We start from the raw sequence: 26,071 nt of genomic DNA on the forward strand, positions 1-26,071 counted from the left end.
ATCGAACCCGCATGACAGCAAAAGCCAATCTCGTGGTGATCGGCACCGGCGGCACCATCGCCGGCCAGGGCAAAGCCAGCGTCAATACGTCCTCGTACCTGTGCTCCGTGCTCGGCATCGACGAGATTCTCGGCGCGATTCCCCACGTGGCCAAGCTGGCGAATCTGCGTGCGGAGCAGTTGCTGCAGACCGGCTCCGAGAATTTCAACAACGCGCATCTGCTGGCGATCGGCCGTCGCGTCGCCGACCTGCTCGCGCGAGATGAGGTCGATGGCGTGGTGGTCACGCATGGGACCGATACGATCGAGGAAACCGCCTACTTCCTGCATCTGACGCTCAAGAGCGCGAAACCCGTGGTGGTGGTCGGCTCGATGCGGCCGCCGTCGGCCATGAGTTCGGACGCGGCGTTGAATTTATACGATGCGCTGGCGGTCGCCGCGCATCCGTCGTCGCGCGGACTCGGTACGCTGGTGGTGGCGAACAACGAGATTCACACGGCGCGCGATGTCGTCAAGAGCAACAGCTTCAAGCTCGACGCGTTCCGCTCGCCGTACGGTGCGCTAGGCGTGGTGATCGAGGGCGTGCCGCGCTATTACCGCCGGCCGGCGCGCGACCATACGCTCGACACGCCGTGGTCGATCGACGCGCTCGACACGTTGCCCAAGGTCGACATTGTCTATGCGTACGGCGCGCTCGACGCCGACACGCTCGACGCGATCGCCGCGAACGCGCGCGGGCTGATCTATGCGGGGACCGGTAACGGCAACGTCGCCGGTCATCTGATCAATCCGTTGCGGGTGGCGGCAAGGCGCGGTGTCCACGTGGTTCGCGCGTCGCGCACGGGCAGCGGCGTCGTCCTGCACAACGGCGCGCAACCCGACGACGAATTCGGCTGGCTCACGGTCGACGACCAGCCACCACAGAAAGCCCGCCTGCTGCTGACGTTGGCCCTGACGCAAACCGGCGACCGGGAAGCATTGCAGGCTGTTTTCGAGCGGTACTGAAACGGGCGAATCCGGCATTGCGCGACTGGCGCGCGCCTCCACGCTCGAGCGCCGGGCCGCGAGGTCATCGGATCCGCCCTGCCGCGAAGGCACACACCCTCCACCGGCCACCGCCCCACCAAAGCGCCTACAATCCGGGCATAAGGTTTGCTCCGCCGTTTTGCCCGTACGACCTCGTTGTGTTCACACGCGGCCACGCATAAAACGACAGCGCTCCTCAACCGGAAAGTGTGCTCATGAAAATATCGTTACCGCCGCCGCAGGGGCGGCCGAACCGCGTTTACCCACCGGGCACGCCCAGTCTGCATGGCCTCGCGTCGGTGATTACGGGCGTGGTGGTGGTGTGCGGGCTTTACTTCGCCCGCGAGGTGCTGATCCCAATCACGCTGTCGGTGCTGCTCAGCTTCCTGCTGGCCCCACTCGTGCAAATGCTGCGGCGGCTGCATATGGGGCATTTGCCGTCGATTTTTATCGCGGTGCTGTTCGCCCTCGCCACGCTGCTCGCGGTCGGCGGGCTGATCACGGCGCAACTGGTGCAACTGGCCGGCGACCTGCCGCAGTACCAGGTGGCGATCGAACAGAAAATCGAAACGGTGCAGGAGAAAACGGTCGGCCGCGCCGATTCGCTGATGAGCCGCGCCGCCGCGACCTTGCAACGGGTCGCGCCGTCCAAGCCGAGCCCGCCGCGTCTCACCGGACGCGCCGCACGCAATGCGCCGCCGGTGCCGACGCCGGTCGAAGTGCACGAGCCCTCGCCCACGCCGATGCAGCTCGCGCAACGCGCGCTGTCGCCGGCTATCGCGCCGATCGAGACCACCTTCATCGTGCTGGTGGTGACGATCTTCATTCTGCTGCAGCGCGAGGATCTGCGCGACCGGCTGATCAGCCTGTTCGGCTCGCGCGATCTGCATCGCACCACCACCGCGATCAACGACGCCGCCGGCCGGTTGAGCCGCTACTTCGTCGCGCAACTGGGCGTGAACCTCAGCGCGGGCGGCACGATCGCGATCGGGCTGGCCATCATCGGCGTGCCGGGCGCGCTGCTGTTCGGCGTGATCGCCGCGCTGCTGCGCTTCGTGCCGTACATCGGCATCTGGATCGCGGCGATCCTCGCGGTGTTTCTCGCCGCCGCGATTCAGCCGCAATGGACCATGGCGGTCTACACGCTGATTCTGTTCATCGTCGTCGATGTGGTGGCCGGGCAAATCGCCGAGCCGCTGCTGTATGGCCACCGCTCGGGACTGTCTCCGCTCGCGGTCGTGGTCGCGGCGATTTTCTGGAGCTGGCTGTGGGGGCCGATCGGCCTCGTGCTGTCCACGCCGCTCACGTTGTGTGTGGTCACGCTCGGGCGTTACGCCGACCGGCTGAACTTCCTCACCGTCCTGCTCGGCGACCAACCCGCGCTCACGCCCGCGCAGAACTTTTATCAGCGGCTGCTCGCAGACGATCCGCATGAGGCGATCGTGCAGGCCGAGCGCCTGTTGCGCGAGATGTCGCTGATCGACTACTACGACAAGGTCGCACTCGAAGGCCTCAAGCTCGCTCGCAACGACGCAATGCGCGGCGTGCTGATGCCGGACCAGTTGCAGCGGATCAACGACGCGCTGGTCGATATCGTCGAAAATCTGGAAATCGCCGACGGCTTGCCGGACCGCATGTCGCGCCCCGACCCGGCGGACGCGGCCGGTGCGTTGCTGGCGTCGGCCTCGGCGGATCTTTCCGAGCGGCACGACAGCCACATTGCGGCGCATCCGCAGTTGAGCATGAACGCGCAGAAGACCTCCGTGCTGTGTGTGCCGGGACGCGGAGCATTCGACGAAGTCACGACCGCGGTCGCCGTGCAACTACTCGGCCGCTACGGCCTCGCACCGATGATGGCCACGCACTCGGGCTACCGCAGCGCGCGCGCCGACGAACCGAGCTTCAAGGACGCGCCCATCATCTGCATCGTCTCGCTCGACGCGCCGGAGTCGCCGCCGTATCTGCGCAATATGCTGCGACGCACGCGCGAATGGCGGCCCCGCGCGACGCTGGTGGTCGGTGTGGGCGGCGCGCCGGAAGGCATGCAGGAGACGGGCGCGACCGGTGCTTCGCATACGGCGCCGACGTTCCGCGCGATGATCGATGAATGCCAGGCGGCGTCGAGCACCCAGCACACGCGGCAGGCATCGCATGTGGGCGGCGCGGATTGAATGGGTTGAATAGGTTGAATGATCAGAAACCGCGAGTCACCTGAGTGGCTCGCGGTTTTTTTGTACCCAAAATGAGGACAGCCCGGCCCACGCCCTCCTTCATACTCGGTTATCGATTCGCACCGCTTCAAACGAAGAGCCCTTTGACTGGCCTCGGCGGGCAATCCTTAGCCTTGAGCACCAGGAGACACGCATGAGCCGCAGCTTCAAACCCTATCCGTTTTCGCCGCGCCACTACGCGGGCCTGCCACCGCCGCTCGTCGGCGGTCGCGACCCGGTGCGGCGCGCCGTGGCGATTGTCGGCGGCGGGCCGGTGGGCCTGACGCTCGCGCTCGCGCTGGCCCGCCAGGGCGTGCGCTCGGTGTTGATCGAAGCAGACGACAGCGTCTGCACAGGCAGCCGTGCGATCTGCATTTCGCGGCGTAGTCTGGAGATATTCAAGCGCCTCGGCGTGCTGCCCGGTTTCCTGCAAAAAGGCCTACCCTGGACCGGCGGCCGCAGCTTCTACCGCGACGCCGAAGTGTTCCGCTTCGCGATGCATCAGGACGACGAGCAATCCTTGCCGCCGATGATCAACATCGCGCAATACCAGATCGAACAATTGCTGCTCGACGAGGTGGAACGGCACGCGGATCTGATCGACATCCGCTGGCAAACCCGCGTAACAGGCATCGAACAACATAAAGGCCACGATGAGGCCGGCGGCGCCACGCTCGATCTGCGCACCGGCGAGACCGCGTGGCAAATGGGTGCCGACTGGGTCGTTGCCTGCGACGGCGGCCGCAGCACGATTCGCGAGGCGCTCGGCCTCAAGCTGACGGGCACCACTTACGAAGGCCGCTATGTGATCGTCGATATCGCACTGAACAGCACGCGCGCCACCGAACGCCTCGCGTATTTCGATCCACCGTCCAATCCGGGTTCGACGGTACTGGTGCACAAGCAGCCGGACAACGTCTGGCGCATCGACTATCAGCTTCGCGACGACGAAGACCCGGACGCCGCCATCCACCCGGACAATGTGATGCCACGCGTACAGAGCGTGCTCGATTCGATGGGCGAAACGGGCGACTGGTCGCCGATCTGGATCACCGTCTACAAGGCCAACGCGTTGACGCTGGAACGCTATCGCCACGGCTGCGTGTTATTCGCGGGCGACGCCGCGCATCTGGTGCCGATCTTCGGCGTGCGCGGCGCCAATTCCGGGATCGACGACGCCGACAATCTCGGCTGGAAACTCGGTTGCGTGATCAACGGTATGGCCGCGCCACGTCTGCTGGACAGCTACAGCGACGAACGCGTGTTCGCGGCACGCGAAAATCTCAGCTATGGCATGAAGAGCACCGAGTTCATGGCGCCGCCTTCGTTCGCGTTCGATCTGATGCGCAACGCGGTGCTCGGACTTGCCGTGCAGCATGCGGCCGTGCGGCCACTGATCAATCCGAGGCAGACGCATGCCATCGCGTATGGACAGTCGCCGCTGAATCAGGCGACGGCGGAGGCGATGAGCGCGTTTCGCCAGGGTCCGACGCCCGGCAGCGTACTGCCCGAATGCCGGCTCAAAAAGCGCAACGGCGGCGGTGTGGAGGTCGACATCCATCTCACGGATTTGCTTGGCCCCTGCTTCACTGCGTTGCGCTTCGGCGCTGAGCCAGACAGCGACTCCGGCGGCGTTTGCGGCGGCACGTGGCAGCAGATGCAAAACACGCTCGCCGCACACGGCATTCCGTTCAACGTAGTCACGCTGCTTACGAACGATGCGGCAAGCACCACGGCGCTGCAAGTCCGCGATCACACCGGCCGCCTGCACGACCTGCTCGATGCCACGCCGGGCACGGTCTACCTGATCCGGCCCGACGGGCATGTGCTGGCCCGTTGGCGCAACGGCAATGCCGCTGAAACGCTGCGCGCGCTGAGCGCCGCGCTGGCCAATTAGAACAGGTAACCCATCATGACCGATAGCGATCTCGACCTCGTCTATACGACGCTCTGCAAAACCCTCACGGCCCAAGGCGAAACGCAGGCGCCACTGTATCTGGCTCGCCTCACGCTGCTATGCATGACCGAACTCGACGACCCGCGGCGAGCGCTGGCGTTAATCGAAGCGGCGCGATTACCCGCCTCGTCCGGGATCACTTCGTGAAAGGCAAAAAGCCGCCGCGCACCTGAGGTGCGCGGCGGCTTTCGTGCGTCTGGCCGTGTTACTGCCGCGGATACAGACCCAATGTGCTCGCATGCAACCGGGCGAGACCGAGCAATGCATCCGTGTATGGCGTCGGCACGTCGGTCAGTTGACCCAGCTCGCGCACCGCTGCCACCAGTGCGTCGAGTTCCACCGCCTTGCCCGCCTGGACGTCCTGCAGCATCGACGTTTTCATCGCGCCAAGTTTCAGCGTGACCTCATGCCGGTCCGCCGGTGCCTGTGCAATCGGAATACCGAAACGCGCGCCGATTTCCTTCGCCTCCAGCATGATGCTCGTGACGAAATTGCGCACCAGTTCGTCGCTGAGAATCCGGTCGGTGGTGGCGCCGGTGAACGCGCTGATCGGGTTCATCGTCATGTTGCCCCACAGCTTGTACCAGACGTCGCGTTGAATCTGCTCCGACGCCGACGCGTTGAAGCCGGCCGCCGCGAGCGTGGCGGTAAGCGCCGCGACGCGCTCGCTCGCGTGACCCGACGCCTCGCCGACAATCAAACCATTGCCCTGGTGATGACGGATCACACCCGGCGAATCGATCAGGCAACTGGCGTGCACCACACAGCCCACCGTTTGCGCGCTCGGAATCGCGGCGGCAATCGTGCCGTCGGGATCGATCGAGTTCAGCCGCTTGCCCGCGAAATCCGCGCCGAGTCCGTCACAGAACCACCAGGGCACGCCGTTCATGGCGGTCAGCACGATGGTTTGCGGGTTCAGCAGCGGCGCGATGCGCGCGGCCACCGACGCCATGGCCGGCCCCTTGACCGCCACCACGACGAGGTCCTGCGCGCCGAGATCGGCCGGTTTATCGCTCGCCGTGACCTTCACGGCGTGGGTTTCGCCGCCTTCGATCAACCGCAGGCCGTGCTGCTGCAAGGCCGCGAGCGTCGCGCCGCGCGCCACCACGCTCACGTCGTGACCGGCCTGCGCCAGCTTCACACCCATCCAGCCGCCGATCGCGCCGGCGCCGTAGATTGCTACTTTCATCGGTTGAATCCCTGTTTGTGCTCGCGTTGATGCGGCGTTATTTCCGCGTTATCCCGCGTTATTCCTTGTAGCTCGCGTCGATGCGGTCGACCTTTCGCACCAGCGCGTCGAACACGTCCTGCCCTGCGCCGTGACGCGGATCGAACTGTAGCGCGTCGCGCGAGCAGCGGATCGCGACCTCTTCCGGCACGGGCCGCGCGCGTCCCATCGAAAACGTCGCCATCTGGATCTCGCAGGCGCGATTGAGCGTCCACAGCATCGCGAAAGTTTGCGGCAGTGTATGCCCCCATGCCAGCAAGCCATGATTGCGCAGAATCACCGCCTGTTTATTGCCGATATGCTCGAGCAGGCGCGGTCCCTCTTCCGCGTGTACCGTGATGCCCTCGAAGTCGTGATACGCGACACGGTCGTGCAATTGCGCGCTATAGAAGTTGGTTTGCTGCAAGCCCTCTTCCAGACACGCCACGGCGACGCCCGCCGTGGTGTGCGTGTGCATCACGCAATGCGCATCGGGCAAGCCCTCGTGAATCGCCGCATGCACGACGAACCCCGCGGGATTCACCGGATACGGCGAATGATCGAGCACGCGTCCGTGCGCGTCGATCTTCACGAGATTGCTCGCCGTCACCTCGCTGTAGTGCAAGCCGAACGGATTGATCAGGAAATGCCGCTCGCCGCCGCTCACGCTCGCCGGAACCCGCAACGTGATGTGGTTGTAAATCATCTCGGTCCAGCCGAGCATGTCGAAGATGCGATAGCACGCCGCCAGCTGCACGCGCGCGTGCCATTCGTCGGGATGCATCGCGGCGCTCTTCGGCACGCTTGCCGGTTCCATTTCGAGGGTGGTCATGAGGATCTCCGGGGTTATCTTTCGGCTTATGGGTTCGGCTCGTGCTTCAGCTTGCGTTGCTGCCGTGGCGCTACGCGATCGTTAAGCGCCCGACACCACGGCCGCGATCGACGACGCCACATACTCCGCGTTGCGTGCATTCAGCCCCGCCACGCACATGCGTCCCGAGCGCAGCACGTACACCGCGTATTCGCTGCGCAGACGTTCGACCTGGCTTTCGCTCAAGCCCGTATAAGTGAACATGCCGCGTTGCGCGACGTAACGCGCGCGCATCACTTCGTCGACACGGCCGGCGAGTCCGCTGTGGATCGTGCCACGCATCGCCAGAATCCGTTCGCGCATGGTGGCGAGTTCGGCTTCCCACGAGGCGCGCAGCGACGCGTCGGCGAGCACGTTGGCGACCAGCCGCGCGCCGTGCGTCGGCGGATTGCTGTAGTTCGCGCGCACCGTGGAGCTCAATTGCCCGAGCACGCGGCCCGCCTCTTCCGCGCTGCGGCACACCACGCTCAACGCGCCGACCCGTTCGCCGTACAGCGAGAAATTCTTCGAGAACGAATTGGCGGCGATCAGCGGTACGTTGGCATCGGCCAGCAGCCGCACGCAGGCGGCGTCTTCCTCTAGACCCGCGCCGAAACCCTGATAGGCCATGTCGACGAAGGCGATCAGCTTGCGACGCAGCAACACCGGCACCAGCTCGGCCCATTGCGCCGCACTCAGATCGACGCCGGTCGGGTTATGGCAGCACGCGTGCAGCAGCACGATGCTGCCTTCCGGCAAACGGCCGATGGTGTCGAGCATGTCGGCGAAACGCAAGCCGCCGGTTTGCTCGTCGTAATACGGATAGGTGTTGACCGTGAGCCCCGCGCCTTCGAACACGACCCGATGGTTTTCCCAGCTCGGATCGCTGATCCAGATCTGCGCCCCCGGAAAATAGCGCTTCAGGAAATCGGCGCCGACCTTGAGGGCGCCCGACCCGCCGATGGTCTGCAGCGTCGCGATCCGGCCCGCCGCGCGCGCCTCGCTGTCGGCACCGAACACCAGCGCCTGCGCGCCGTCGCGATAGAGCGGCAGGCCCGACATCGGCAGATAGGAACGCGGACCGATCGCGTCGAGCAACGCGGTTTCGGCGCGGCGCACCGCGCCTATGACCGGCAGCTTGCCGGCGTCGTCGAAATAAATGCCGATGCTCAGATTGACCTTGTTGGGCCGCGGGTCGAGTTGAAAGTCCTCGTTCAGGCTCAGGATCGGGTCGCCGGGATAGGCGGGAATATGGTCGAACATGGCAATTCCTTGTATGCGGCCTCGATGCGACGTCGTGCGTGGTACGGCGCCGGTGCTTCGATACGGCCTCGATTAGCGGTCGATTCTCGCTACGCCCGGCCGGCGACCGGCGTTCACGTCGAACGGCGCGCGGCGGACCTCGGAGCGAGACGGAAGTCTAAGCGGCTTTGGCGGCTTGCGTCGATCAGGAGAAGTCTCAGCTACCGGCGCGCCGCGCACAATCAATCGATTTTTCACGATTCGTAAGTTTTTCTTTAGAATCGACGAATGCCGCTCACCCGTGCCACCCTCCGCCAGTTCGAAGCGTTTCTCGCCATCGTCGATTTGCACAGCATCGGCGCGGCGGCGGAACGGCTCGGGCTGACCTCGTCGGCGGTCAGCCAGTTGCTGGCCGAACTGGAAACCGAACTCGGCTTTCGCCTGTTCGACCGCACCACGCGGCGCGTCGATCTGTCGAGCGCGGGGCAGGATTTTTTATCGTCAGCGGAATCGGTGTTGCGGCACGTGCGCGCCGCGGCCCAAACCGCCGACGACATCCGCAACCGCGCCGCCGGCATCGTGCGGGTCGGCGCGCCGCTGGTGCTGGCGGCCACCGCGCTGCCCGCCGCCATTGCCGACTACGCGCGCGACAAACCGAAAGTGGTCGTGCGTATTTACGACACCGTGGTCGAGCAACTGGTGGAACGCGTGGAAAGCGGCGACGTGGATCTCGCGATCGGACCCGACCGGCAAAGCGGCACGCGGGTGCGTTGCGATCCGGCGTTCGCCAGCCCATGGGTGATGTGGTGCGCGCCGGCGCATCCGCTGAACGCGCGGCGCCGGGTGCAATGGCAGCATCTGCGCGACGTGCCGATCGTCGCCACCGGCCGCGATCACGAGCGCGCGGTCGGGCAGATGCTCGCCAATCTGCCGCCTGAGGCACGCATCGTTCCGATGGATGTGGTGGATAACGTCACCACGGCGTTCGGGCTGGCGTCGCAAGGGTTGGCGGTCACGCTCGCGCCGGCGTATGTCGCGCCGCTCGCGCGCACGTTCGGGCTGGTGATGAAGCGTATCGTCGATCCGGAAACAATCCGCGAGGTCTGCGTATATCGCGCCACGGAACGCGCGCTGTCGCCACCCGCCGACGGTTTCGCCGATTTCATCGTGCCGTGGCTGAAGCATTGGGACCGAGAGACGCAGGCGGAGGCGCGCGTCAAACGGCGTTGATCAACGACGCTCGGGCAGCAGACACAGCGCGAACAACTGCCGCTGACTCGAAATACCGAGCCGCGCATAAGCGCGCTTCTGATACGTGATGACGCTGGCCGGCTTGATGCCCATTTGCAACGCGATCTCGGCGGCCGTGGCGCCTTCGAGCGTGCCGCGCAACACATCGACTTCGCGCGACGTCAGCGCCGGGCACACGCGCCGCACGCGTGCGAGCATCGCGGCGGCCGCCCCTTGCTGATGCTGCCCGTTCAGCGCGTAATGGCTCTTCGCCGCGTGCGCAAAAAGCGGCGCGACGCGTTCTATCTGCTCCAGTTCGCCCGGCTGAAACACGCCATAGGCGCTGTCGCGATACAGATTGATGGACAGCCACACATGTGCCATCGGTTGCACGAGCAACGACAAGCGATCGGACACGTTCGGCTGCGCGTAGCAAGCGGCCCGATAGGCTTCGTTTTCGATCTCGGCACCGTGCTGCTGATGCAGCACGAGCGCGTCGCGCGAATGTCGCTCCGGCGAGCGTTCGATAATCGTGCGGTTGCCGTCCAGCGCGTAGAAATGCGTGGCGTAGCGATCGGCGACATCGCGCAGAAAGCGCCCTCCGCGATGATCCGCCGCCGACACGGTGCGCGGTCTGGCGTCGAATTCGTAGGCGAAAACCGTGCACTGCGAAACCGGCAGCGTATCGCCGACGATCTTCAGCATGCTGGCCGCGAGCGCATCCGGCTCGGCTTGCGAGATCGCCATGACGAGGTCGGTTGCACGCAAGGTGCTGAGTTGTCCGCTTCCGTGCGGTGTGGCGAGGCGCCAGGAACGCATGATGAGATTCGGCTCGTGCGGCGAAATAGGGATCTGGCAAGCGTAGCACAGCCGCTATCGGCGCAGCCTTTCAACGCGGCGGCAGCGGCAGCAGCAGCCCGGTTCTAAAGCTGCCACAGTTTGACCGCCAGAAAATCCACCAGCAGGCGCGTTCGCTGCGGCAGACGTCGCGTCTTCACCCACATGGCGTGCAGCGGCAACGGCGCAAGCTGGAAATTGGGCAATAGCACTTCCACGCTGCCCGCCTCGACCCACTCCTGAATCTGCCAGTAGGCGGCCACGCCAACGCCCATTCCGCCGAGCACGCCGGCGTTCACCGCGGCGACCTGATTGCTGTCGAAGCGGCCCGACACGGTCACCGCGATCTCGTCGCCGCCGGGCGCGATAAACAGCCAGCGTCCCGGATGCGGGCCGCCGGTTCGCACCACGCATTCATGTTTGAGCAGGTCGCGCGGATGAGCCGGCCGGCCGTGCTCCGCCAGATACGCGGGGGCGGCGAACACCACGCGCCGTAGCGTGCCGATCCGCCGCGCGATCAGGCGCGAATCCGGCGTTTCGCCGATCCGGATCGTCACGTCCGCGCCGGTTTCGGCGGGATCGCGATAGTCGTCGCTCAGATCCAGCGATAACGTCAGTTGCCGATGACGCTGCAAAAACTCCGCCGCGAGCGGTGCGACGAACTTCGGGCCGAATAGCGTGGGCGCGTTGACGTGCAGTCTGCCGCTGAGTTGGTGCGCTTCTTCGGCCAGTTCAGTGCGCGCCAGTTCCAGTTCGCTCAGTGCGCCTTTGACGCGCTCGTAAAAGCGTAGGCCCGCCGCGCTCGGCTGCGAGGTACGCGTGGTGCGGACGATCAGCGTCGAGCCGTGCGCGCGTTCGAGCATTTGCAGCGAGCGGCTCACTGCCTGCAATGAGCGGCCGAGCCGACGTGCGGCGCTCGTCAGACTGCCTTCCTCGACGATCGCCACCAAGGTTTCCAGATCGCGCAACGCGTCCACGGTCGATTCTCCCGAATATCGTGAGGATGTATCCCACTTGCTGCGAATTGTGTTTGCCGGCCGTGAGAGTAGCATCCTCCGCACCTTCCCTTGCTGCGAGACCGACTATGGATTCATCCGCGATCGAATGCCAGCCCGCACGCCCGACCCAAGCCCATGCCGCCGTGCCGCCGGAACAGAGCGTGCCCACCGCCCGCTTCGCCGCGATGGTCGCGGTCGCCGTGTTGCCGCTTTACGCATCGCAAACGCTGATCGGCCCACTGGATGCGTCGTTGCATCTCGGCGCGTGGACCACGCTCGTCACCGCGTTGACGCTGCTCGGCTATGCCGTGGGGCTCGTCGGCCTGGTGCCGTTGATCGACCGGCTGCCCAACCGGCCGTTGATCGCCGCGACCTTGCTCGCGCAGATCGCCTGTCTCGCGCTGGCCGCCCTCGCGCCGTTCGCGCCGGTGTTTCTGGCGGCGTCGTTCGCGGTCGGTGTGACGTCGAGCGTGGTGCAGATGCTGGTGCCCGCGGCCGCTTCGCTGGCGCCTCCGGCGTCGCGCGGCAAGGTGGTCGGCAATGTGATGAGCGGGCTGATGCTCGGCATTCTGTTGTCGCGGCCGCTGGCCAGTCTGATCGGCGGCGTGGCGGGTTGGCGCGCGTTCTTCGCGGCCGATTCGCTCGTGCTCACCGCCGTCGCGCTGGCCGTGGTGCCGCGTCTGCCGGATGTTCGGCCGGCCGGTGCGCCGTCGTATGCGACGCTGTTGGCGTCGATGGGACGATTGATCGCGCAGGAACCGGTGCTGCGCCGGCGTGCGCTGTATCAGGGCCTGCTGATGGCCGGCTTCAACGTATTCTGGAGTAGCGTGGCTATCGTCTTGACGCGTGCGCCGCTCGGACTCGATAGCAACGCCATCGCACTGTTCGCGCTGGCGGGTGGCGGCAGCGTGTTGATCGCGCCGCTGGCGGGCCGCGCCGGCGATCGCGGGTGGTCGAGGCGCGCCACGCTCGTCGCGCATCTGGTTGCGATGACGGCGGCGTTGCTGGCGGCATTCGCGTTGATGCAGGGGGTGTCGCGCGGTGAGTCGATCGCGATGCTGGCTATTGCGGCGTTCTTTATCGATGGCGGCGTGATCGCCGATCAGGCGCTCGGTCGACGCGCGATCAATCTGCTCGCACCGGAGTCACGCGGGCGCGTCAACGGGTTGTTTACCGGGCTATTTTTTATCGGCAGTGCGGTTGGAGCGACGATTGCCGGGCCGGCGCTCGCGCATTGGGGCTGGCCGGGCGTGTGCGTGGTGGCGCTGGGGTTCTTCGGCGCGGCAATGGGTCTACATCTGCGCGATGGTTCGCGGAGGGCGTGATGGGGTTCGCGCTTCTCCCCGGCGCGCCGTTTATCGCTACGAGATCCGGATGGACGCGGCACACCGAATGTCGCTATCTTTTGCCGCCGTCTGGCTTGCTTATCGACAGCGAAGCGCTTCGACAAGCGGGTCAAAAAACTCGCGGGCGCTAGACAAAGCGCCGCCGGATTGCGGCAGCAGGTGAAGCGCGCAACCTAGTCCAATTCCGTGTTGTCGGACTGCTTAACCAGGAAATCGGTGTAGTTTCGATTCCTGATCCAGGACGGCGCGCGTCCACGGCCGCTCCAGGTCGCACCAGTGACAGGGTCCTGATACTTCATCTGAAGCGGCCTGGTCCGGTAGGTGCCGCGCCGGTCCACGCGTAACTGGTTAGGCACCAGGTTGAAGAAGTTCATCACCTGGCGGACATGTTCGATCGCCGCTTTCTGCTCCTGCTGCCACGCGATCAGGATCCGCTCATCGAGTTGCGCGAGTTGCTGCTTCAACGTCTTTACCCTGTTGCTCATACCTTGTTTCCGTAGTACATGACCCGGTCGTTGCATCGCGTTCCCGGTCTTTTCGATTGGCCCCATTCACATATCAAGTGAGATACGAAATGCAATCGTAATACTAGCGAGTTGAATTTTAAATATCAACTGATATCCTTGCGGCCATGAACACGGCGACCAAACCCCAGCGGCTGAGCCGCGAAGAAAGTCGATTGCAGACGCGGGCACATCTGCTCGCCTCGGCGAAGCGGCTGTTTGTCGACCGAGGTTTCGGCGCCACTTCGCTGCGCGATATCGCGGCCGAGGCCGGTTATACGCAGGGCGCGTTCTATTCGAATTTCGCGAGCAAGGAAGAACTGTTTGTCGAGTTGATGCGAGAGCGGTCGAAGGCGCAGGTGACCGACATTGCGCGCACGCTGAGTGATCCTTCCGCGTCTGCGGAGGACATCCTGAACGCGTTGGAGAGTTGGGCGAGGACACTCGATGCCGAGCCCGAGTGGTCCGTGCTGGGCGTTGAATTCAAGCTGATGGGACGCCGCAGTCCCGCTTTTGCAACTGCGGTGCAGGCATTGCTGGACGCCCACCGTGATGGCCTCGCCTATTGCATCGGGCAGATTTTCGCGAGACTGAAAAAGGTGCCGCCGGAATCGCCGATGGTCCTGGCCACGTCCTTCATGGGACTTTCGCAAGGCCTCGCATTGCAACGGTCGATGCTGTCCGAAGTGCCCATCGGCCACATGATTATGGTGTTCCTGCGCAGCCTGTTAGCCGCCGCGCCGCGTGTGCGCTGATCGGTAACGAAGGCCCGGTTGACCATTCATCGCCCATCGACTAACGCGGCGATATCGAAGGAGATCGCCGTGAGGTTGATGGCCGTTGTCGTCACGATCCTTGCTCTATTGGCCGCGCCCGCCCATGCCGCCCATGCCGCCGAGGTCGGCTTCGAGGAGCTCAAGATAGCGAACGGTGCGCAGCCGCCGCTAACGGCCGGAGTCTGGTATCCGAGTGACGCGACAGCGACGCCGCACGCGCTGGGCAACGCGACCCAGACGGTGGCGCCGGATGCGCCGGTCGCCGGCCGGCGCCTGCCGCTCGTGGTGATATCGCACGGCGGCGGCGGATGGTACGGCAGCCACTACGACACGGCGCTAGCCTTGGCTCATGCGGGCTTCGTGGTGGCCGCCGTCAGCCACGTCGGCGACACGTTCGACGATCAGAGCCGGGTTTTGGAACCGTGGCGCCGTCCCGCGCAGCTCCATCGTGTGGTGGACTACATGCTCGCCGACTGGCGTTGGCATGAGCGGCTGGATGCGAGTCGCGTCGGCGCATTCGGTTTTTCCAACGGCGGCTTTACCGTGCTCGTGGCCGCCGGCGGCAACCCGAGACTTTCGGAGATCGCGCCGTATTGCGAGGCGCATCCTGAGCATGACCTGTGCTCGGCCTTGAAACAGGCCGGCGTCGATCTCCATTCGCTCCCCGTGGCTCCCGCCGACGCCTGGGTCCACGATCCGCGCATCAAGGCCATCGTCGTCGCCGCACCTGCGTTCGGCTTCACTTTCGGCCGCGCGGGGCTCAGCAACGTGCGCGTCCCGATCCAGCTCTGGCGCGCCGCCGACGATCGTCATCAGCCAGATCCGTTTTATGAAGAGGCGGTACGCGCCGCTTTGCCTCAGCCCCCCGAATATCATGTGGTCGCTCATGCGGGCCACTACGACTTTCTGCCACCCTGCGATACGCAACTGTCGCGGATGAGGCCGGAAATCTGCACTAGCCTGGCGGGCTTCGACCGCTCCGCATTTCATGAACAATTCAATGCCGACGTCGTGCGGTTCTTTCACGCGACGCTGCAATAGCTTCTGCAGCTTTTGCCGCGATTCGGCCGAGCGAGATCGGCGTCCCGAGCAATTAGCACTTGTTCCAGGTAGCTCGCTGTATTAGTCTTTGCCGTATGAACCCGTCCCACATCAACTCGATTATTACCGCCGCGACAATCTCGGCGGGATAGCTATTGAGTTGACAATATGCAATCACAACCCGCCCAGAAGGCGGGTTTTTGCTTTCTGGGCGCTAATCGGAGCGCCACGACATGACAAGTCAGAACACGTTGGATCCCGCAGTGGGCTGTTGCGATGCGACCGTTCTCCATATGGTCTGCGGCAAGATTGCGTCGGGCAAGTCCACGCTGACGGCTCGCCTCGCGGAGACTCAGCGCACCGTCCTGATCAGCGAAGACGGATGGCTCGCGCATCTTTATCCGGACGAAATTCATACGCTGACCGACTATGTGCGCCGCGCGGCACGCCTGAAGACGGTCCTCTCCGGGCACATTCAGTCGCTTCTTGCGGCGGGAATATCCGTGGTATTGGACTTCCCCTTCAACACGATCGATACGCGTGCATGGGGACATTCGTTAGCACGGTCCGCCGGCTGTGATCATCGGCTTCACTATCTGGATGTGAGCGACGAGATTTGCAAAGCTCGCTTAAGGGCGAGGAACGCGTCAGGCGAGCATCCGTTCGAGACATCCGACGCGCAGTACGAGTTGATCACTCGCCATTTCGTCCCGCCCACACCCGGCGAAGGGTTCGAGCTTGTCGTCTACGATGAGACGGGAGGTGTTCGCGGAAAGAGGGAATCGGACAGTACGACACGCCCTTCAAGCGCAAAATAATCCGCACATTGTTGCCGCGAACTTATCGCAACGATGACCGGATTGCGCGGCGCGGCAACCCAAATGAAAGGCCTCTTTTTGTTCTACGCTATAAGTGCGGATTTTGTACCGATGTTTGCGCCTGTGCCCGATTTCCTGCGCGCGCACCCGCCAATTCGGCTACTTATGGAATGGTTTAGCAGAACCTCGTGGTCAGCGAGACTCAAGCTCGCAGGTGCGGGCGACGGAGCAAAATCGTGTTGATCTTCCGGCAGCTATTCGACCAGCAATCCTCCACCTACACCTACCTGCTTGCCGACGCCGCAACGGGCGACGCCGTGCTGGTCGATCCGGTATTCGAACAGGTGCGGCGAGATATCGCGCTGATCGAAGAACTCGAATTGCGCTTGATTTACACGATCGACACGCACGTTCATGCCGACCATGTGAGCGGCGCGTGGATGCTAAAACGCAGTACAGGTAGCCAGATTGCGATATCGGCGGCAAGCGGCGCCGAAGGCGCAGATCGCTATCTGAGCCATCTCGACCGGTGCGGGTTCGGTACGCGGCACCTCGAAGTGCGGGCGACGCCTGGTCATACCAATGGATGTATCACCCTCGTGCTCGACGACCAGACCATGGCGTTGACTGGCGATTGTCTACTCATTCGGGGCACCGGCCGCACCGATTTCCAGCACGGCGACCCGCGCGCGATGTTCCAGGCCGTGCATCGCCAGATTTTCACGTTGCCCGACACGTGCCTGCTCTACCCGGCCCACGACTATCGCGGTTTGACGGTCACGAGTGTCGGCGAGGAGCGACGCTTCAATCCGCGCCTCGGTGGCGAGTTGTGCGAAGACGATTTCGCCGGATACATGACAAACCTGCGCCTGCCGCATCCGAAGCAGATCGACACAGCGGTGCCGGCAAACCTGAAATGCGGCGCCGCCACAAGCGACCTCACCCAGCTAGCGCGGCCCGATTGGGCACCGCTCACCTATACCTTCGCGGGCATTTGGGAAATCAATCCCCAATGGCTCGAGGAAAATCTCCGTTCGGTTCAGATCGTCGACGTGCGCGAGCCTGACGAATTCGAGGGGCCGCTAGGGCGCATTCCCGAAGCCCGACTGATTTCGCTCGGCGAACTCGCCGGGCGTGCTGGCGAACTCGTCCACGAGCGTCCGATCGTGACGGTCTGCCGTGCGGGCGGACGTTCCGCGCAAGCCACGGTCATCCTGCGGCAGTCAGGATTCGAGGCCGTTGCCAATCTCGCCGGAGGTATGCTCCGCTGGCGTGCGGAAGGCCACTTCGTCGAGAACGGAAGCGTGTAACCCGATGCCGGCAGGACGCAAGTTCCCCTCACCTGTGTGCTTCGACGCGACCATGCTGACACGAGACGACATCCTTGCGCGGGAGACTTCGCTGTTCATGAAGGTGCAGAACGCGCGCTATCACACCGTTAATCAAAGCCCCGCACCTCGCATGACAATTTGATGAAATTTTTCAAATGTGTGGCAGATGCATCGCCTAAGTAACACGACATCTCCGCGCCTTCGTCGTTCTGTATTAGGATTTCGATCCATGAAGTATTTGAGCGGAACACTAGCGCAATGAACGCGCCTCGAAATATCAAGAACAGAAGTGGGAGTTCGGTTTGAAGAAGCGCGCCACCGTGATCTGCCGTCGAGGTAAGCGAATTCTCCTGGTTGCACGGAGTCAGTCCAAATGGGCGTTGCCGGGTGGGATTCTTAAGCACGGTGAACATCTGAGCGATGCCGCACTGCGAGAACTCAAGGAAGAGACACGCCTGTCCGGCAAATCAGCCAGGTATCTCTTCCAGTATCGTGGAACGCAGAAGCACCATCATGTCTTCTTCTGCGATATTTCGAAGGGAGCCAAGGCTCGGGCGAGCAACGAGATAACCCGATGCCGTTGGGTGCATGTCGAAGATATTCCCCGTCTCACGACCAGCGCGCCCACAAAAATCATCGTGAAAGTGCTTGGCGAGAAACGCAACGGCTCGCGGGGTAAGTAAGGCGATTCGCAACGTGACCCCACGTATGCGATAGCTTCGAAATTTGCCAGAACTGTCGCGAGAACCGAAACCCGGCCTGAGTGCCGGGTTTGTCTTTTGCGAGGTCGTCCGATTACGAACCTGCGCGCCGCATCACCGAGTCACGAGCGTGAGTTCGTTGCCCCGACCTGGGTTAATCGGAATGGCTTGCGAGAGATAGCCATTCGCCGGATCGCGGACATACGCCAGGTAGGCGTTGTCCTGCTCAAACGCGTTTTCCGCGAGGATCAGCGCGCCGCCTCTTAAACGTGGTTCGAGCAACTTCAAGATCGGCAGATATAGGCTGAACGCACCGTCGAGTAGGAGCAGATCGATTTCACCTTGCACGTCGGCGAGCGTCTCGCGCGCATCACCTACGCGGATGTCGACCAGATCGGCGAGGCCTGCGGCTTCGAGGTTGGCACGCGCGCGCGCCGCTTTGGCGGGTTCCAGCTCACTGCCGATCACGAGTCCACCGCCCATGTCGCGCAGTGCCGCGGCCAGATAGACAGTGGACACACCCATCGACGTCCCGAACTCGACGATCCGCGTTGCCCTGCTTGCGCGTGCGCATTGGTAGAGGAATTGCCCGTATTCCGGTGTCACGTTCAGGAAGTTGTCGACGTAGCCGTGATAAAAGCCGCGCAGATCCCGGCGCTCTTCGGCCAAATGTTCGGCGATCGCGTCGGCCAGCAGTTGTTCCGGCTCGTCGCTCTCGCCGAACGCTGCCATCAGCGCGCCATCGGCTTGCTCCGCTTGCGCGAACATGTGCTGCAAGGTCTGGGCGACGCGCCCGGTGCTCAATGAATTCATGGTTTCGGATGCTCTGAAGAGGTTCGGAAATACGTCGGTGATGGAGGCTGGGACAGTCCCGTTCGGCCGATCGGTCAGTGACGACCATGGGCATCCTAGACACCCCGGCGCTTGGCAGCATCAGGAAACCTGGCCAAAATATGTGGAATTCTTGCCAATCCACTTACTGGCGCGCAGCGCGCCCATCGGATCCGCGCCATGCCGGTTCTTAGCCAGATGTCCGATCCCGCAGAGTGGCGGGATCCCGATGATGTGCCTCGTGCCGTGGTGACAGTTGGCGCGATCGGCTTCGACATGAAAACGCTCGACCAAAGGGCGGCCGCCTTATATCGGGAGCGCAAGGAAATGGGTGCTCACCATCATCGCAAGGGCGAACTGCTGCTTGCGATGCGCGGGGTGCTCACGTGCGAGGTGGAAGGCGGTTTATGGATCGTTCCGCCACACAGCGCGATCTGGGTACCGGGCGGCATCGTGCATAAGTTCGTCGCCGCCGGCAGGCTCGAATGCTATGTTGCCTTCATCGAGCCGAGCGCCGCGTCAAACTTGCCGTCGACGTGCTGCGCCCTGTCCGCGACGCCGCTGCTGCGCGAACTGCTCATCCGCTCTGCCAGCCTGCCCACCCTGTACGTGGACGGCGGCATTGAAGCGCATCTCGTCACGCTGCTGCTGGATGAAATCGCGGTGGCGCCGATCGGCAATCTTCATTTGCCGATGCCGACGGATACGCGACTGCGCAGAATCGTCGAAATGATCACGGCCAATCCCGCCGACCGCAGCACGATAGAAATATGGGCGCGGCGAGTCGGCATGAGCGAGCGCACGCTGGCACGCGCGCTAACCAGTCAGACCGGCATGAGTTTCGGCCGCTGGCGACAGCAACTTCCTCTCATGCTGGCCGTGCAATGGCTGGGCGCTGGGGCATCGGTGCAGCAGGTCGCCGACGACCTCGGCTACGAGAGTGCAAGCAGCTTTGTGTCGATGTTCCGCAAGAAGCTCGGCTCCCCGCCCGCGCGTTATATGTCGGAGCGGGCTTGATGGAAGGTCGCCTCATGCCTGCCCCGCCGGCGGTTCATCCCGTCAGGAAAAGTTCGACGAAATATTTTCGATGTGGTCGGGCAGATAGCCTGCCGCATGCGCCCCGCGCAGACCGCCGGCGCCGAGCGCGGCCGTGCTTGCCGCCGTATGAGCGGCGCCGTTGCGTGCGAAACCTGCCGCAGCGGCGATTTTATCCGCCGACGTAGCGGCGCCGGGCGCATTGGCGGCCGCATGTTCGAACGCCGAGAGCTTCGTCATGTTCTCAGGCGTGGCCGGCAACTTGCGCAGCGCTTGCCCTTGCTCGCCACCCGACTGATTCACGACCTTCGGCGAAACGCCGGTCGTGAAACTGAAGACTTTTTTGGCCATGTCCTGCACCTGACCGACACTGTGCGGCGGTCGCTGCAAGGCACCCAATTGCGGGTGTGTCGAACCGTCGCTCGACGCGGAACCGACATTGCTTTGCGGCTTGGCGCTGGATTGCTCCGGCGTAGTTGTGTTTTGAACCGGGGTTCTGTTCGAGACTCCGTCCAATGGCATGCTGACCTCCTTGAATCAGTTGACGTAGGTGTGGGAATGATGTTCCCGTAATGCCTGGATGCCCCTGACGCTATCGCTTGCTTGTGGCAAAGCGAAGTCGATCCTACGGGGCGTACGTCGATCTTGAGTGCGGCGACCGATTTCGTCTTTGAGAGGTGCGAAGCTGGCGCTACGGGTGCGAACTGGGACTTCGGAATTTCGGGCGCGGTGATTAAAGCTCGCTGGCGAAAATGATAAAGGCTGAGCCGCGCAAGATGAAATGGTATCTTTTCATCCTGCAATTAGTTTTGTTCATGTCCCCATCCAAAACTAGTCTCGCATCTTCGCTTCCGCCCATTTCCACTCCCGCGCCGCCTTCACAAACGCCGCCAGATAATCGATGTCGTCATCAGTCTTGCGCGTGCCGAGGAAAATCTGCTTCGCAATACCCTGCTTTCCGAGTTGCACGGGCGTGAGCGGCATCCAGCTCGCGTATTCTTCCGCGAGCCAGCGAGGTAATGCCGCCACGCCACGGCCGCTCGCCACCATCTGCAGCATGATGTCGGTCGTCTCGATCACCTTGTGGCGCTTCGGCACCATGTTCGCGGGCGTAAGAAACTGCGTGTAGATATCGAGCCGGTCCGTTTCGACCGGATACGTGATCAGCACCTCATGCGCCAATTGCTCCGGCGTGACATACGGTTCTCCGGCCAGCGCGTGGTCATCGCCAACCACCAGCACCTGCTCGTAATCGAACACCGGCTGAAAATGCAACTCGGGCTTCTTGAGCGGGTCGGGCGTGACAAGCACGTCGATTTCATAGCCGATCAACGCGCCGATGCCGCCGAACTGGAAGCGCTGCTTCACGTCGACATCGACATCCGGCCAGCGCGCAAGATATGGCGACACCACCTTCAGCAGCCATTGATAGCACGGCGCGCATTCCATGCCGATCCGCAACGTGCCGCGCTCGCCCTGCGCGTACTGCTTCATGCGCTCTTCGGCGAGTTCGAATTGCGGCAGCAACCGGTTGGCGAGGCTCAGCAGGTACTGTCCGGCCTGCGTTAGCCGCATGGAACGCCCTTCGCGCGTCCACACCGGCGTACCGAGTTGCTGCTCGAGCTTCTTCACCGCATGGCTTAGCGCCGACTGCGTGAGATTGAGCGTATCGGCCGCGGCCGTGAGCGAACCGCGCCGCTCCACTTCCCGCACGACCATCAGATGACTACGATCCAGCATCGCTCACTCCATGAACAAATTTAATGCCTGCATGAAATAAATCCATTTTTATTCATGAAAGGGAAACTATATCATCGCTGCCAGTCACTTTCTTCTGATTAGCACACGGCACATGGTCACGATGCAGGTCAACGTACGCCGCGTCATGAGCACGACTAATGGCTGCATGAAATCGATTCATGTCCCGCCAGCGGTGGCTCAACGTCAAATTCGTTTTGAATGCTGATGCCGATGAGACTGCTGAGCAAAAAATCACGGAAGAAAAGCGGGAAACTTTGAAGAGCAAACGCAGTTTTCATTTCAGAAATCAGGATGCAAGATCACAATGAGTCAAGAGTTCACATTTGCTATTAACAGCATCCGTTTCGATGAAGACTATCACCCTTCAGAAAATACGCGTACCACGACTAACTTTGCCAACCTGGCCAGAGGAAAGAGCCGCCAGGAAAACTTGCGCAACACCTTCAGCATGATTGACAATCGTTTCAATGCATTGGCGCATTGGGACAACCCTGAAGGCGATCGTTACGCTGTCAAACTTGAAATCATTTCCGTTGCAATGAATATTGACGGTGGAGGCAGTGGCAGCGCACTCCCTTTGATCGAAATATTGAAAACCAATATTATTGATCGAAAAACCAGCGAACGCATTGAAGGCATTGCGGGCAATAATTTTTCGTCTTATGTGCGAGATTATGACTTTAGCGTGGTCTTGCTGGAGCACAACAAGGATCGGCATGGATTCAGCACGCCAGATAATTTTGGAGATCTGCATGGAAAGCTGTTCAAGTGCTTCGTAAAATCCAGCGCTTACAGACATCATTTTGCTAAACCGCCGGTTATATGTCTAAGCGTTTCGAGCAGCAAGACCTATCACCGGACTGTCAATCAGCACCCCGTTTTGGGCGTCGAGTACCAGCAGGACGAATATTCCCTCACTGACGAATATTTCAAAAAAATGGGCTTGAAGGTTCGCTATTTCATGCCTCCGAATAGTGTTGCGCCTCTGGCTTTTTATTTTACCGGCGATTTGCTTGCCGACTACAGCAATATTGAGCTTATCAGCACCATCAGCACGATGGACACCTTCCAGAAGATTTACCGGCCTGAGATTTACAACGCGAATTCTCCAGCAGGGAAATCCTATCAACCCAGCTTGAAGAACCAGGATTTTTCTTTGACTCGAATTGTTTACGATCGGGAAGAACGTAGTCGGCTGGCTATTGAGCAGGGACGGTTTGTCGAGGAGCAATTTATCAAACCATACCAGGCCATTCTTGAGCAGTGGTCTGCTGACTACGCTCTTTAATTAACAAAAACGCAAGGTCGTCTACCGTGAAAAAACTGCTACCCACTTCAACTGCCGGCAGCTTACCTAAACCCTCGTGGCTTGCTGAACCCGAGAAACTCTGGTCACCCTGGAAATTGCAGGATCAGGGGTTGATCGAGGGCAAACAGGATGCTTTGCGCCTGTCGTTGCAGGAACAGCAACACGCGGGCATCGATATCGTCAGTGACGGCGAACAGACGCGCCAGCATTTCGTGACCACGTTTATCGAGCACCTCAGCGGCGTTGATTTCGAGAACCGCAAAACCGTTCGAATTCGCGATCGCTATGATGCCAGCGTGCCGACGGTCGTTGATGCGGTTGCCCGGCAAAAGCCGGTTTTCGTTGAAGACGCCAGGTTTTTGCGCCAGCAAACCACGCAGCCCATAAAATGGGCTTTGCCGGGCCCGATGACCATGATCGATACGCTTTACGACGATCATTACAAGAGTCGCGAAAAACTCGCCTGGGAGTTTGCAAAGATCCTGAACGAGGAAGCCAGGGAACTGGAGGCCGCCGGCGTCGATATCATTCAATTCGACGAGCCCGCATTCAATGTTTTCTTCGACGAGGTGAACGAGTGGGGCGTCGCGACCCTGGAGCGGGCGATTGAAGGTCTCAAGTGCGAAACCGCTGTGCACATCTGCTATGGCTATGGCATCAAGGCCAATACGGATTGGAAGAAAACTCTGGGATCGGAGTGGCGGCAATACGAGGAAGCCTTCCCCAAGTTGCAAAAATCCAGTATCGGCATGGTTTCGCTGGAATGCCACAACTCGCACGTTCCGATGGAACTGATCGAACTCATTCGAGGCAAGAAGGTGATGGTGGGCGCCATCGATGTGGCATCCAATACCATCGAAACGCCCGAGGAAGTCGCCGGCACGTTGCGAAAAGCACTTCAATTCGTGGATGCCGACAAGCTCTATCCTTGCACCAACTGCGGCATGGCTCCCTTGTCGCGTGCAATAGCGAAAGGCAAGCTGGAAGCTTTGAGCGCGGGCGCGGAAATCGTCCGGAAAGAACTCTCGAACTAATTCCGGGCTGAAGCCGGAAGTCGTACTCGGGGAATTGAAGGCTGCGTGGATTTCGGGGAGTGCCTTGAAATGGCTCCCTGAATCGGCCGGAACACGCCACCTCGATATTTCCGAGCCGCATCCAGTCATTGCTATCTACTCATGTCACATTCCAGCACGGCCATCGAGCCTTTGAGCTTTCGCGAATCGCTCGGGCATTACGCATCCGGAATCACGGTGATTGCATCACACGTCGATGGCGAGCCGATCGGCTTCACTTGTCAGTCTTTCTATAGCGTGTCGATGAGCCCGCCGCTGGTGTCATTCAGCGTCATGTCCAGTTCGGTCAGCTATCCAAAAATTCGCCGGGCAGGTCGATTCGTTGTCAATATCCTGTCGGACGAGCAAGTCCGGATTTCCAACCAGTTCGCTCGCCGAGGCACTGACAAGTGGCACGGCGTCGAATGGCAGGAATCACCGCTGGGTAACCCGATCATTGCCGGTAGCCTTCACTGGCTCGATTGCGAAATTTACGCCGAACACGCCGCGGGCGATCACCTGATCGTGATTGGTGAAGTGAAAGCGTTAGACCTGCAACAAGCTGCCGCTACACAGCCACTGCTGTATTTCAGAGGACAATATTGCAATATTGCCGGCGCATAGCGCGGTTTGAGTGCCGACCTCCGCTGGGCGCATGCGTTTCTCAATAGCTGCCCCCCAGCCGTTGATAGCGTATTTCGCACAGGACAGAACCGCCCAGCTCAAACTCCCGGGTTCTATCATCCGCAACAAAACCGACACGCTCGTAGAACGTTCTCGCACGGCAATTTTTGGTCAGCACCCAGAGCAACGCGTGCGTGTAGCCCATTTCATCAAGCGAACGGCACGCGTGCTGCATCAGCAATGCCCCGATACCCTGGCCGTATTGCGACGGATCCAGGTAGATTGCCTCAATCTCTCCCCACGATGCGTCCTTGTCCGTGTCACGGCATTTTCCATATGCGACCCATCCAGCGAGTTGGCCTGCGGTATAGGCAAGCGCAACACTTATCCGCCGGGATTCGAGCGCATCACGCCACGAGCGCGCACGCTTATCTACCGACAGGGCTGCCAGAAACGATGGCGGCATGATCCCGGCATAAGCGGACTGCCACGACGAGACATGAATTTCTGCAATGGCTTGTGCGTCCACAACCATTGCTTCTCGGATATCGACGAGCATTAGCGTTTTACGCCTCCGGTATTTTCATTCGGTGATTGCTGGTTGTCGACGTCGAGTGACCGACTGGCTGAGCCGGAGCAGGCGCCGCCTGACAAAACGTCAACGGCGGCATGCGGCGAAAATCCCCGACTTTCGAATAAGCGCTCTGAAGCAACATTTCCTTTGGTCACCATCGCACAGCATTCCGAATGACCCAGCGCGGTTAATGTCGCCAATGCAGCGTCGAGCAACGTCCCGGCTCTGCCTGACGCCTTGCTTGCGGGTGCGGTGGCTACGACGGCTATGACCGGGCAACCGTAAGGCTTGTAGTCACAAACGAGGCAAGCCGATTGGAGCCCTTCGGACTGTTCGACGGTCCACGATGCCTCGGCGATCCAATCGCCGTAATGTCCGTCGAGGATGGCCCGTGCCTTTGATGTGTATTGAGTTGCCGTCTGCGCTGCATCGTCGATCGTTCCTTGGAACGCAGCGAAGAAAAGCAGCCCGAGCGCCGATATATCTCCCGACCGTACGTTGCGCAGACTGGCGGATAGTGGGATTGAAGGGCGGAGGCTGTCGGACAGCGTGCACCTCCAAAGCTGCGCGTTACGCTCTTGGGTCGAAGCTGGCATCGCGGGGCGCCCTCGCCTGAGAAGTTTGCTGTTTGATGAGCCTGAGATTGTCGACGATATAGACCTTGTCGTCGACTGTCTCTACCTGGCCGGACGTGGTCCGATCGTCGCGGGCAGGAGCCGACCCAGAGTGTGTGGAAACTCGATTTTTGCCGCTAAGCGGGCAATTGACAGTCAGGTCGATCGCGTGTGATACAACGAGTTTGCGCCATCGAAC

General features: G+C 61.8%; 28 protein-coding genes. 16 read left to right on the top strand and 12 right to left on the bottom strand.

Annotation, left to right across the window (positions count from 1 at the left end):
* Nucleotides 1-11 precede the first annotated feature (11 nt).
* The 4 genes from B0G83_RS20465 to B0G83_RS20480 all read left to right on the top strand — a co-directional run bounded on the left by B0G83_RS20465 (nt 12) and on the right by B0G83_RS20480 (nt 5,339).
* The gene (locus B0G83_RS20465; protein ID WP_105509202.1) at nt 12-1,004 is read left to right on the top strand and encodes an asparaginase; all 993 of its coding nucleotides are present in this window, start codon (nt 12-14) and stop codon (nt 1,002-1,004) included.
* A gap of 236 nt (nt 1,005-1,240) precedes the next feature.
* A complete protein-coding gene (locus B0G83_RS20470) occupies nt 1,241-3,196 on the top strand; it encodes an AI-2E family transporter (RefSeq protein WP_105509203.1) in 1,956 nt (651 codons plus the stop codon).
* A gap of 193 nt (nt 3,197-3,389) precedes the next feature.
* Complete coding sequence (locus B0G83_RS20475; protein WP_105509204.1) at nt 3,390-5,132, top strand: FAD-dependent oxidoreductase; 1,743 nt, start codon at nt 3,390-3,392, stop codon at nt 5,130-5,132.
* Between the two features lie 15 nt (nt 5,133-5,147).
* On the top strand, nt 5,148-5,339 hold the full coding sequence (locus B0G83_RS20480) for a hypothetical protein (RefSeq protein ID WP_105509205.1): 192 nt from the start codon (nt 5,148-5,150) through the stop codon (nt 5,337-5,339).
* 58 nt (nt 5,340-5,397) lie between these two features.
* Here B0G83_RS20480 and B0G83_RS20485 read toward each other — a convergent pair whose 3' ends face one another.
* The 3 genes from B0G83_RS20485 to B0G83_RS20495 all read right to left on the bottom strand — a co-directional run bounded on the left by B0G83_RS20485 (nt 5,398) and on the right by B0G83_RS20495 (nt 8,512).
* A complete protein-coding gene (locus B0G83_RS20485) occupies nt 5,398-6,381 on the bottom strand; it encodes a 2-dehydropantoate 2-reductase (RefSeq protein ID WP_105509206.1) in 984 nt (327 codons plus the stop codon).
* 58 nt (nt 6,382-6,439) lie between these two features.
* Nucleotides 6,440-7,231, bottom strand: coding sequence for a class II aldolase/adducin family protein (locus B0G83_RS20490; protein ID WP_105509207.1), 792 nt, complete (start codon nt 7,229-7,231; stop codon nt 6,440-6,442).
* A gap of 81 nt (nt 7,232-7,312) precedes the next feature.
* A complete protein-coding gene (locus B0G83_RS20495; protein ID WP_105509208.1) occupies nt 7,313-8,512 on the bottom strand; it encodes an amino acid aminotransferase in 1,200 nt (399 codons plus the stop codon).
* A gap of 267 nt (nt 8,513-8,779) precedes the next feature.
* On the opposite strand from B0G83_RS20495, the gene B0G83_RS20500 reads away from it, so the two are divergent.
* A complete protein-coding gene (locus B0G83_RS20500) occupies nt 8,780-9,721 on the top strand; it encodes a LysR family transcriptional regulator (RefSeq protein ID WP_105509209.1) in 942 nt (313 codons plus the stop codon).
* Here the strand turns inward: B0G83_RS20500 and B0G83_RS20505 are convergent, their stop codons facing one another.
* Together B0G83_RS20505 and B0G83_RS20510 are read right to left on the bottom strand one after the other, a co-directional pair.
* The gene (locus B0G83_RS20505) at nt 9,722-10,540 is read right to left on the bottom strand and encodes a helix-turn-helix transcriptional regulator (RefSeq protein ID WP_105509210.1); all 819 of its coding nucleotides are present in this window, start codon (nt 10,538-10,540) and stop codon (nt 9,722-9,724) included.
* 104 nt (nt 10,541-10,644) lie between these two features.
* On the bottom strand, nt 10,645-11,535 hold the full coding sequence (locus B0G83_RS20510) for a LysR family transcriptional regulator (protein ID WP_105509211.1): 891 nt from the start codon (nt 11,533-11,535) through the stop codon (nt 10,645-10,647).
* Between the two features lie 107 nt (nt 11,536-11,642).
* On the opposite strand from B0G83_RS20510, the gene B0G83_RS20515 reads away from it, so the two are divergent.
* Complete coding sequence (locus tag B0G83_RS20515) at nt 11,643-12,881, top strand: MFS transporter (protein ID WP_181156981.1); 1,239 nt, start codon at nt 11,643-11,645, stop codon at nt 12,879-12,881.
* A 194-nt stretch (nt 12,882-13,075) separates the two neighbouring features.
* Here the strand turns inward: B0G83_RS20515 and B0G83_RS20520 are convergent, their stop codons facing one another.
* A complete protein-coding gene (locus B0G83_RS20520) occupies nt 13,076-13,387 on the bottom strand; it encodes an H-NS family nucleoid-associated regulatory protein (protein ID WP_181156984.1) in 312 nt (103 codons plus the stop codon).
* Nucleotides 13,388-13,533: 146 nt separating this feature from the next.
* On the opposite strand from B0G83_RS20520, the gene B0G83_RS20525 reads away from it, so the two are divergent.
* The 5 genes from B0G83_RS20525 to B0G83_RS20545 all read left to right on the top strand — a co-directional run bounded on the left by B0G83_RS20525 (nt 13,534) and on the right by B0G83_RS20545 (nt 18,054).
* Nucleotides 13,534-14,160, top strand: coding sequence for a TetR/AcrR family transcriptional regulator (locus tag B0G83_RS20525; RefSeq protein WP_105509214.1), 627 nt, complete (start codon nt 13,534-13,536; stop codon nt 14,158-14,160).
* Nucleotides 14,161-14,178: 18 nt separating this feature from the next.
* Complete coding sequence (locus B0G83_RS20530) at nt 14,179-15,222, top strand: dienelactone hydrolase (RefSeq protein WP_258168008.1); 1,044 nt, start codon at nt 14,179-14,181, stop codon at nt 15,220-15,222.
* Nucleotides 15,223-15,455: 233 nt separating this feature from the next.
* On the top strand, nt 15,456-16,040 hold the full coding sequence (locus tag B0G83_RS20535) for an ATP-binding protein (RefSeq protein ID WP_105509216.1): 585 nt from the start codon (nt 15,456-15,458) through the stop codon (nt 16,038-16,040).
* A 239-nt stretch (nt 16,041-16,279) separates the two neighbouring features.
* Entirely contained in the window at nt 16,280-17,350 is a 1,071-nt protein-coding gene (locus B0G83_RS20540; RefSeq protein WP_105509217.1) for an MBL fold metallo-hydrolase, read from the top strand.
* Between the two features lie 323 nt (nt 17,351-17,673).
* On the top strand, nt 17,674-18,054 hold the full coding sequence (locus B0G83_RS20545; protein WP_105509218.1) for an NUDIX hydrolase: 381 nt from the start codon (nt 17,674-17,676) through the stop codon (nt 18,052-18,054).
* A 132-nt stretch (nt 18,055-18,186) separates the two neighbouring features.
* On the opposite strand, the gene B0G83_RS20550 is transcribed toward B0G83_RS20545, so the two are convergent.
* Nucleotides 18,187-18,885, bottom strand: a complete 699-nt coding sequence (locus tag B0G83_RS20550; protein ID WP_105509219.1) for an O-methyltransferase — start codon at nt 18,883-18,885, stop codon at nt 18,187-18,189.
* A 111-nt stretch (nt 18,886-18,996) separates the two neighbouring features.
* On the opposite strand from B0G83_RS20550, the gene B0G83_RS20555 reads away from it, so the two are divergent.
* Nucleotides 18,997-19,920 (top strand): helix-turn-helix domain-containing protein, encoded by a 924-nt coding sequence (locus B0G83_RS20555; protein WP_258168009.1) that lies wholly within the window; start codon nt 18,997-18,999, stop codon nt 19,918-19,920.
* A 42-nt stretch (nt 19,921-19,962) separates the two neighbouring features.
* Here B0G83_RS20555 and B0G83_RS20560 read toward each other — a convergent pair whose 3' ends face one another.
* Nucleotides 19,963-20,289 carry a hypothetical protein gene (locus B0G83_RS20560; protein ID WP_146120266.1) on the bottom strand — a complete coding sequence of 109 codons (327 nt, stop codon included), beginning with the start codon at nt 20,287-20,289 and terminating at the stop codon, nt 19,963-19,965.
* 480 nt (nt 20,290-20,769) lie between these two features.
* Nucleotides 20,770-21,678 carry a LysR family transcriptional regulator gene (locus B0G83_RS20565; protein WP_105509222.1) on the bottom strand — a complete coding sequence of 303 codons (909 nt, stop codon included), beginning with the start codon at nt 21,676-21,678 and terminating at the stop codon, nt 20,770-20,772.
* A gap of 179 nt (nt 21,679-21,857) precedes the next feature.
* Here B0G83_RS20565 and B0G83_RS38695 point away from each other — a divergent pair, with 179 nt between their 5' ends.
* The 4 genes from B0G83_RS38695 (at nt 21,858) to B0G83_RS20580 (ending at nt 24,684) form a co-directional block, all read left to right on the top strand.
* Complete coding sequence (locus tag B0G83_RS38695) at nt 21,858-22,007, top strand: hypothetical protein (RefSeq protein ID WP_181156986.1); 150 nt, start codon at nt 21,858-21,860, stop codon at nt 22,005-22,007.
* Nucleotides 22,004-22,987, top strand: coding sequence for a DUF1852 domain-containing protein (locus B0G83_RS20570; protein WP_105509223.1), 984 nt, complete (start codon nt 22,004-22,006; stop codon nt 22,985-22,987). Before B0G83_RS38695 ends, B0G83_RS20570 begins: the two co-directional genes overlap by 4 nt.
* Before the next feature lie 26 nt (nt 22,988-23,013).
* Nucleotides 23,014-24,042 carry a methionine synthase gene (locus tag B0G83_RS20575; protein WP_105509224.1) on the top strand — a complete coding sequence of 343 codons (1,029 nt, stop codon included), beginning with the start codon at nt 23,014-23,016 and terminating at the stop codon, nt 24,040-24,042.
* Nucleotides 24,043-24,183: 141 nt separating this feature from the next.
* Nucleotides 24,184-24,684, top strand: coding sequence for a flavin reductase family protein (locus tag B0G83_RS20580; RefSeq protein ID WP_105509225.1), 501 nt, complete (start codon nt 24,184-24,186; stop codon nt 24,682-24,684).
* A gap of 40 nt (nt 24,685-24,724) precedes the next feature.
* Here the strand turns inward: B0G83_RS20580 and B0G83_RS20585 are convergent, their stop codons facing one another.
* The 3 genes from B0G83_RS20585 to B0G83_RS38910 form a co-directional block, all read right to left on the bottom strand.
* Entirely contained in the window at nt 24,725-25,243 is a 519-nt protein-coding gene (locus B0G83_RS20585) for a GNAT family N-acetyltransferase (RefSeq protein ID WP_105509226.1), read from the bottom strand.
* The gene (locus tag B0G83_RS38220) at nt 25,243-25,854 is read right to left on the bottom strand and encodes a hypothetical protein (protein ID WP_146120267.1); all 612 of its coding nucleotides are present in this window, start codon (nt 25,852-25,854) and stop codon (nt 25,243-25,245) included. Before B0G83_RS38220 ends, B0G83_RS20585 begins: the two co-directional genes overlap by 1 nt.
* Nucleotides 25,829-26,071, bottom strand: a 243-nt coding sequence (locus tag B0G83_RS38910; protein ID WP_219849037.1) for a hypothetical protein, incomplete at its 5' end; no start/stop codon positions are given. The genes B0G83_RS38220 and B0G83_RS38910, both read right to left, overlap by 26 nt.

Origin of the sequence: Paraburkholderia sp. BL21I4N1, from assembly GCF_002973525.1 — a bacterium.
GTDB lineage: Bacteria > Pseudomonadota > Gammaproteobacteria > Burkholderiales > Burkholderiaceae > Paraburkholderia.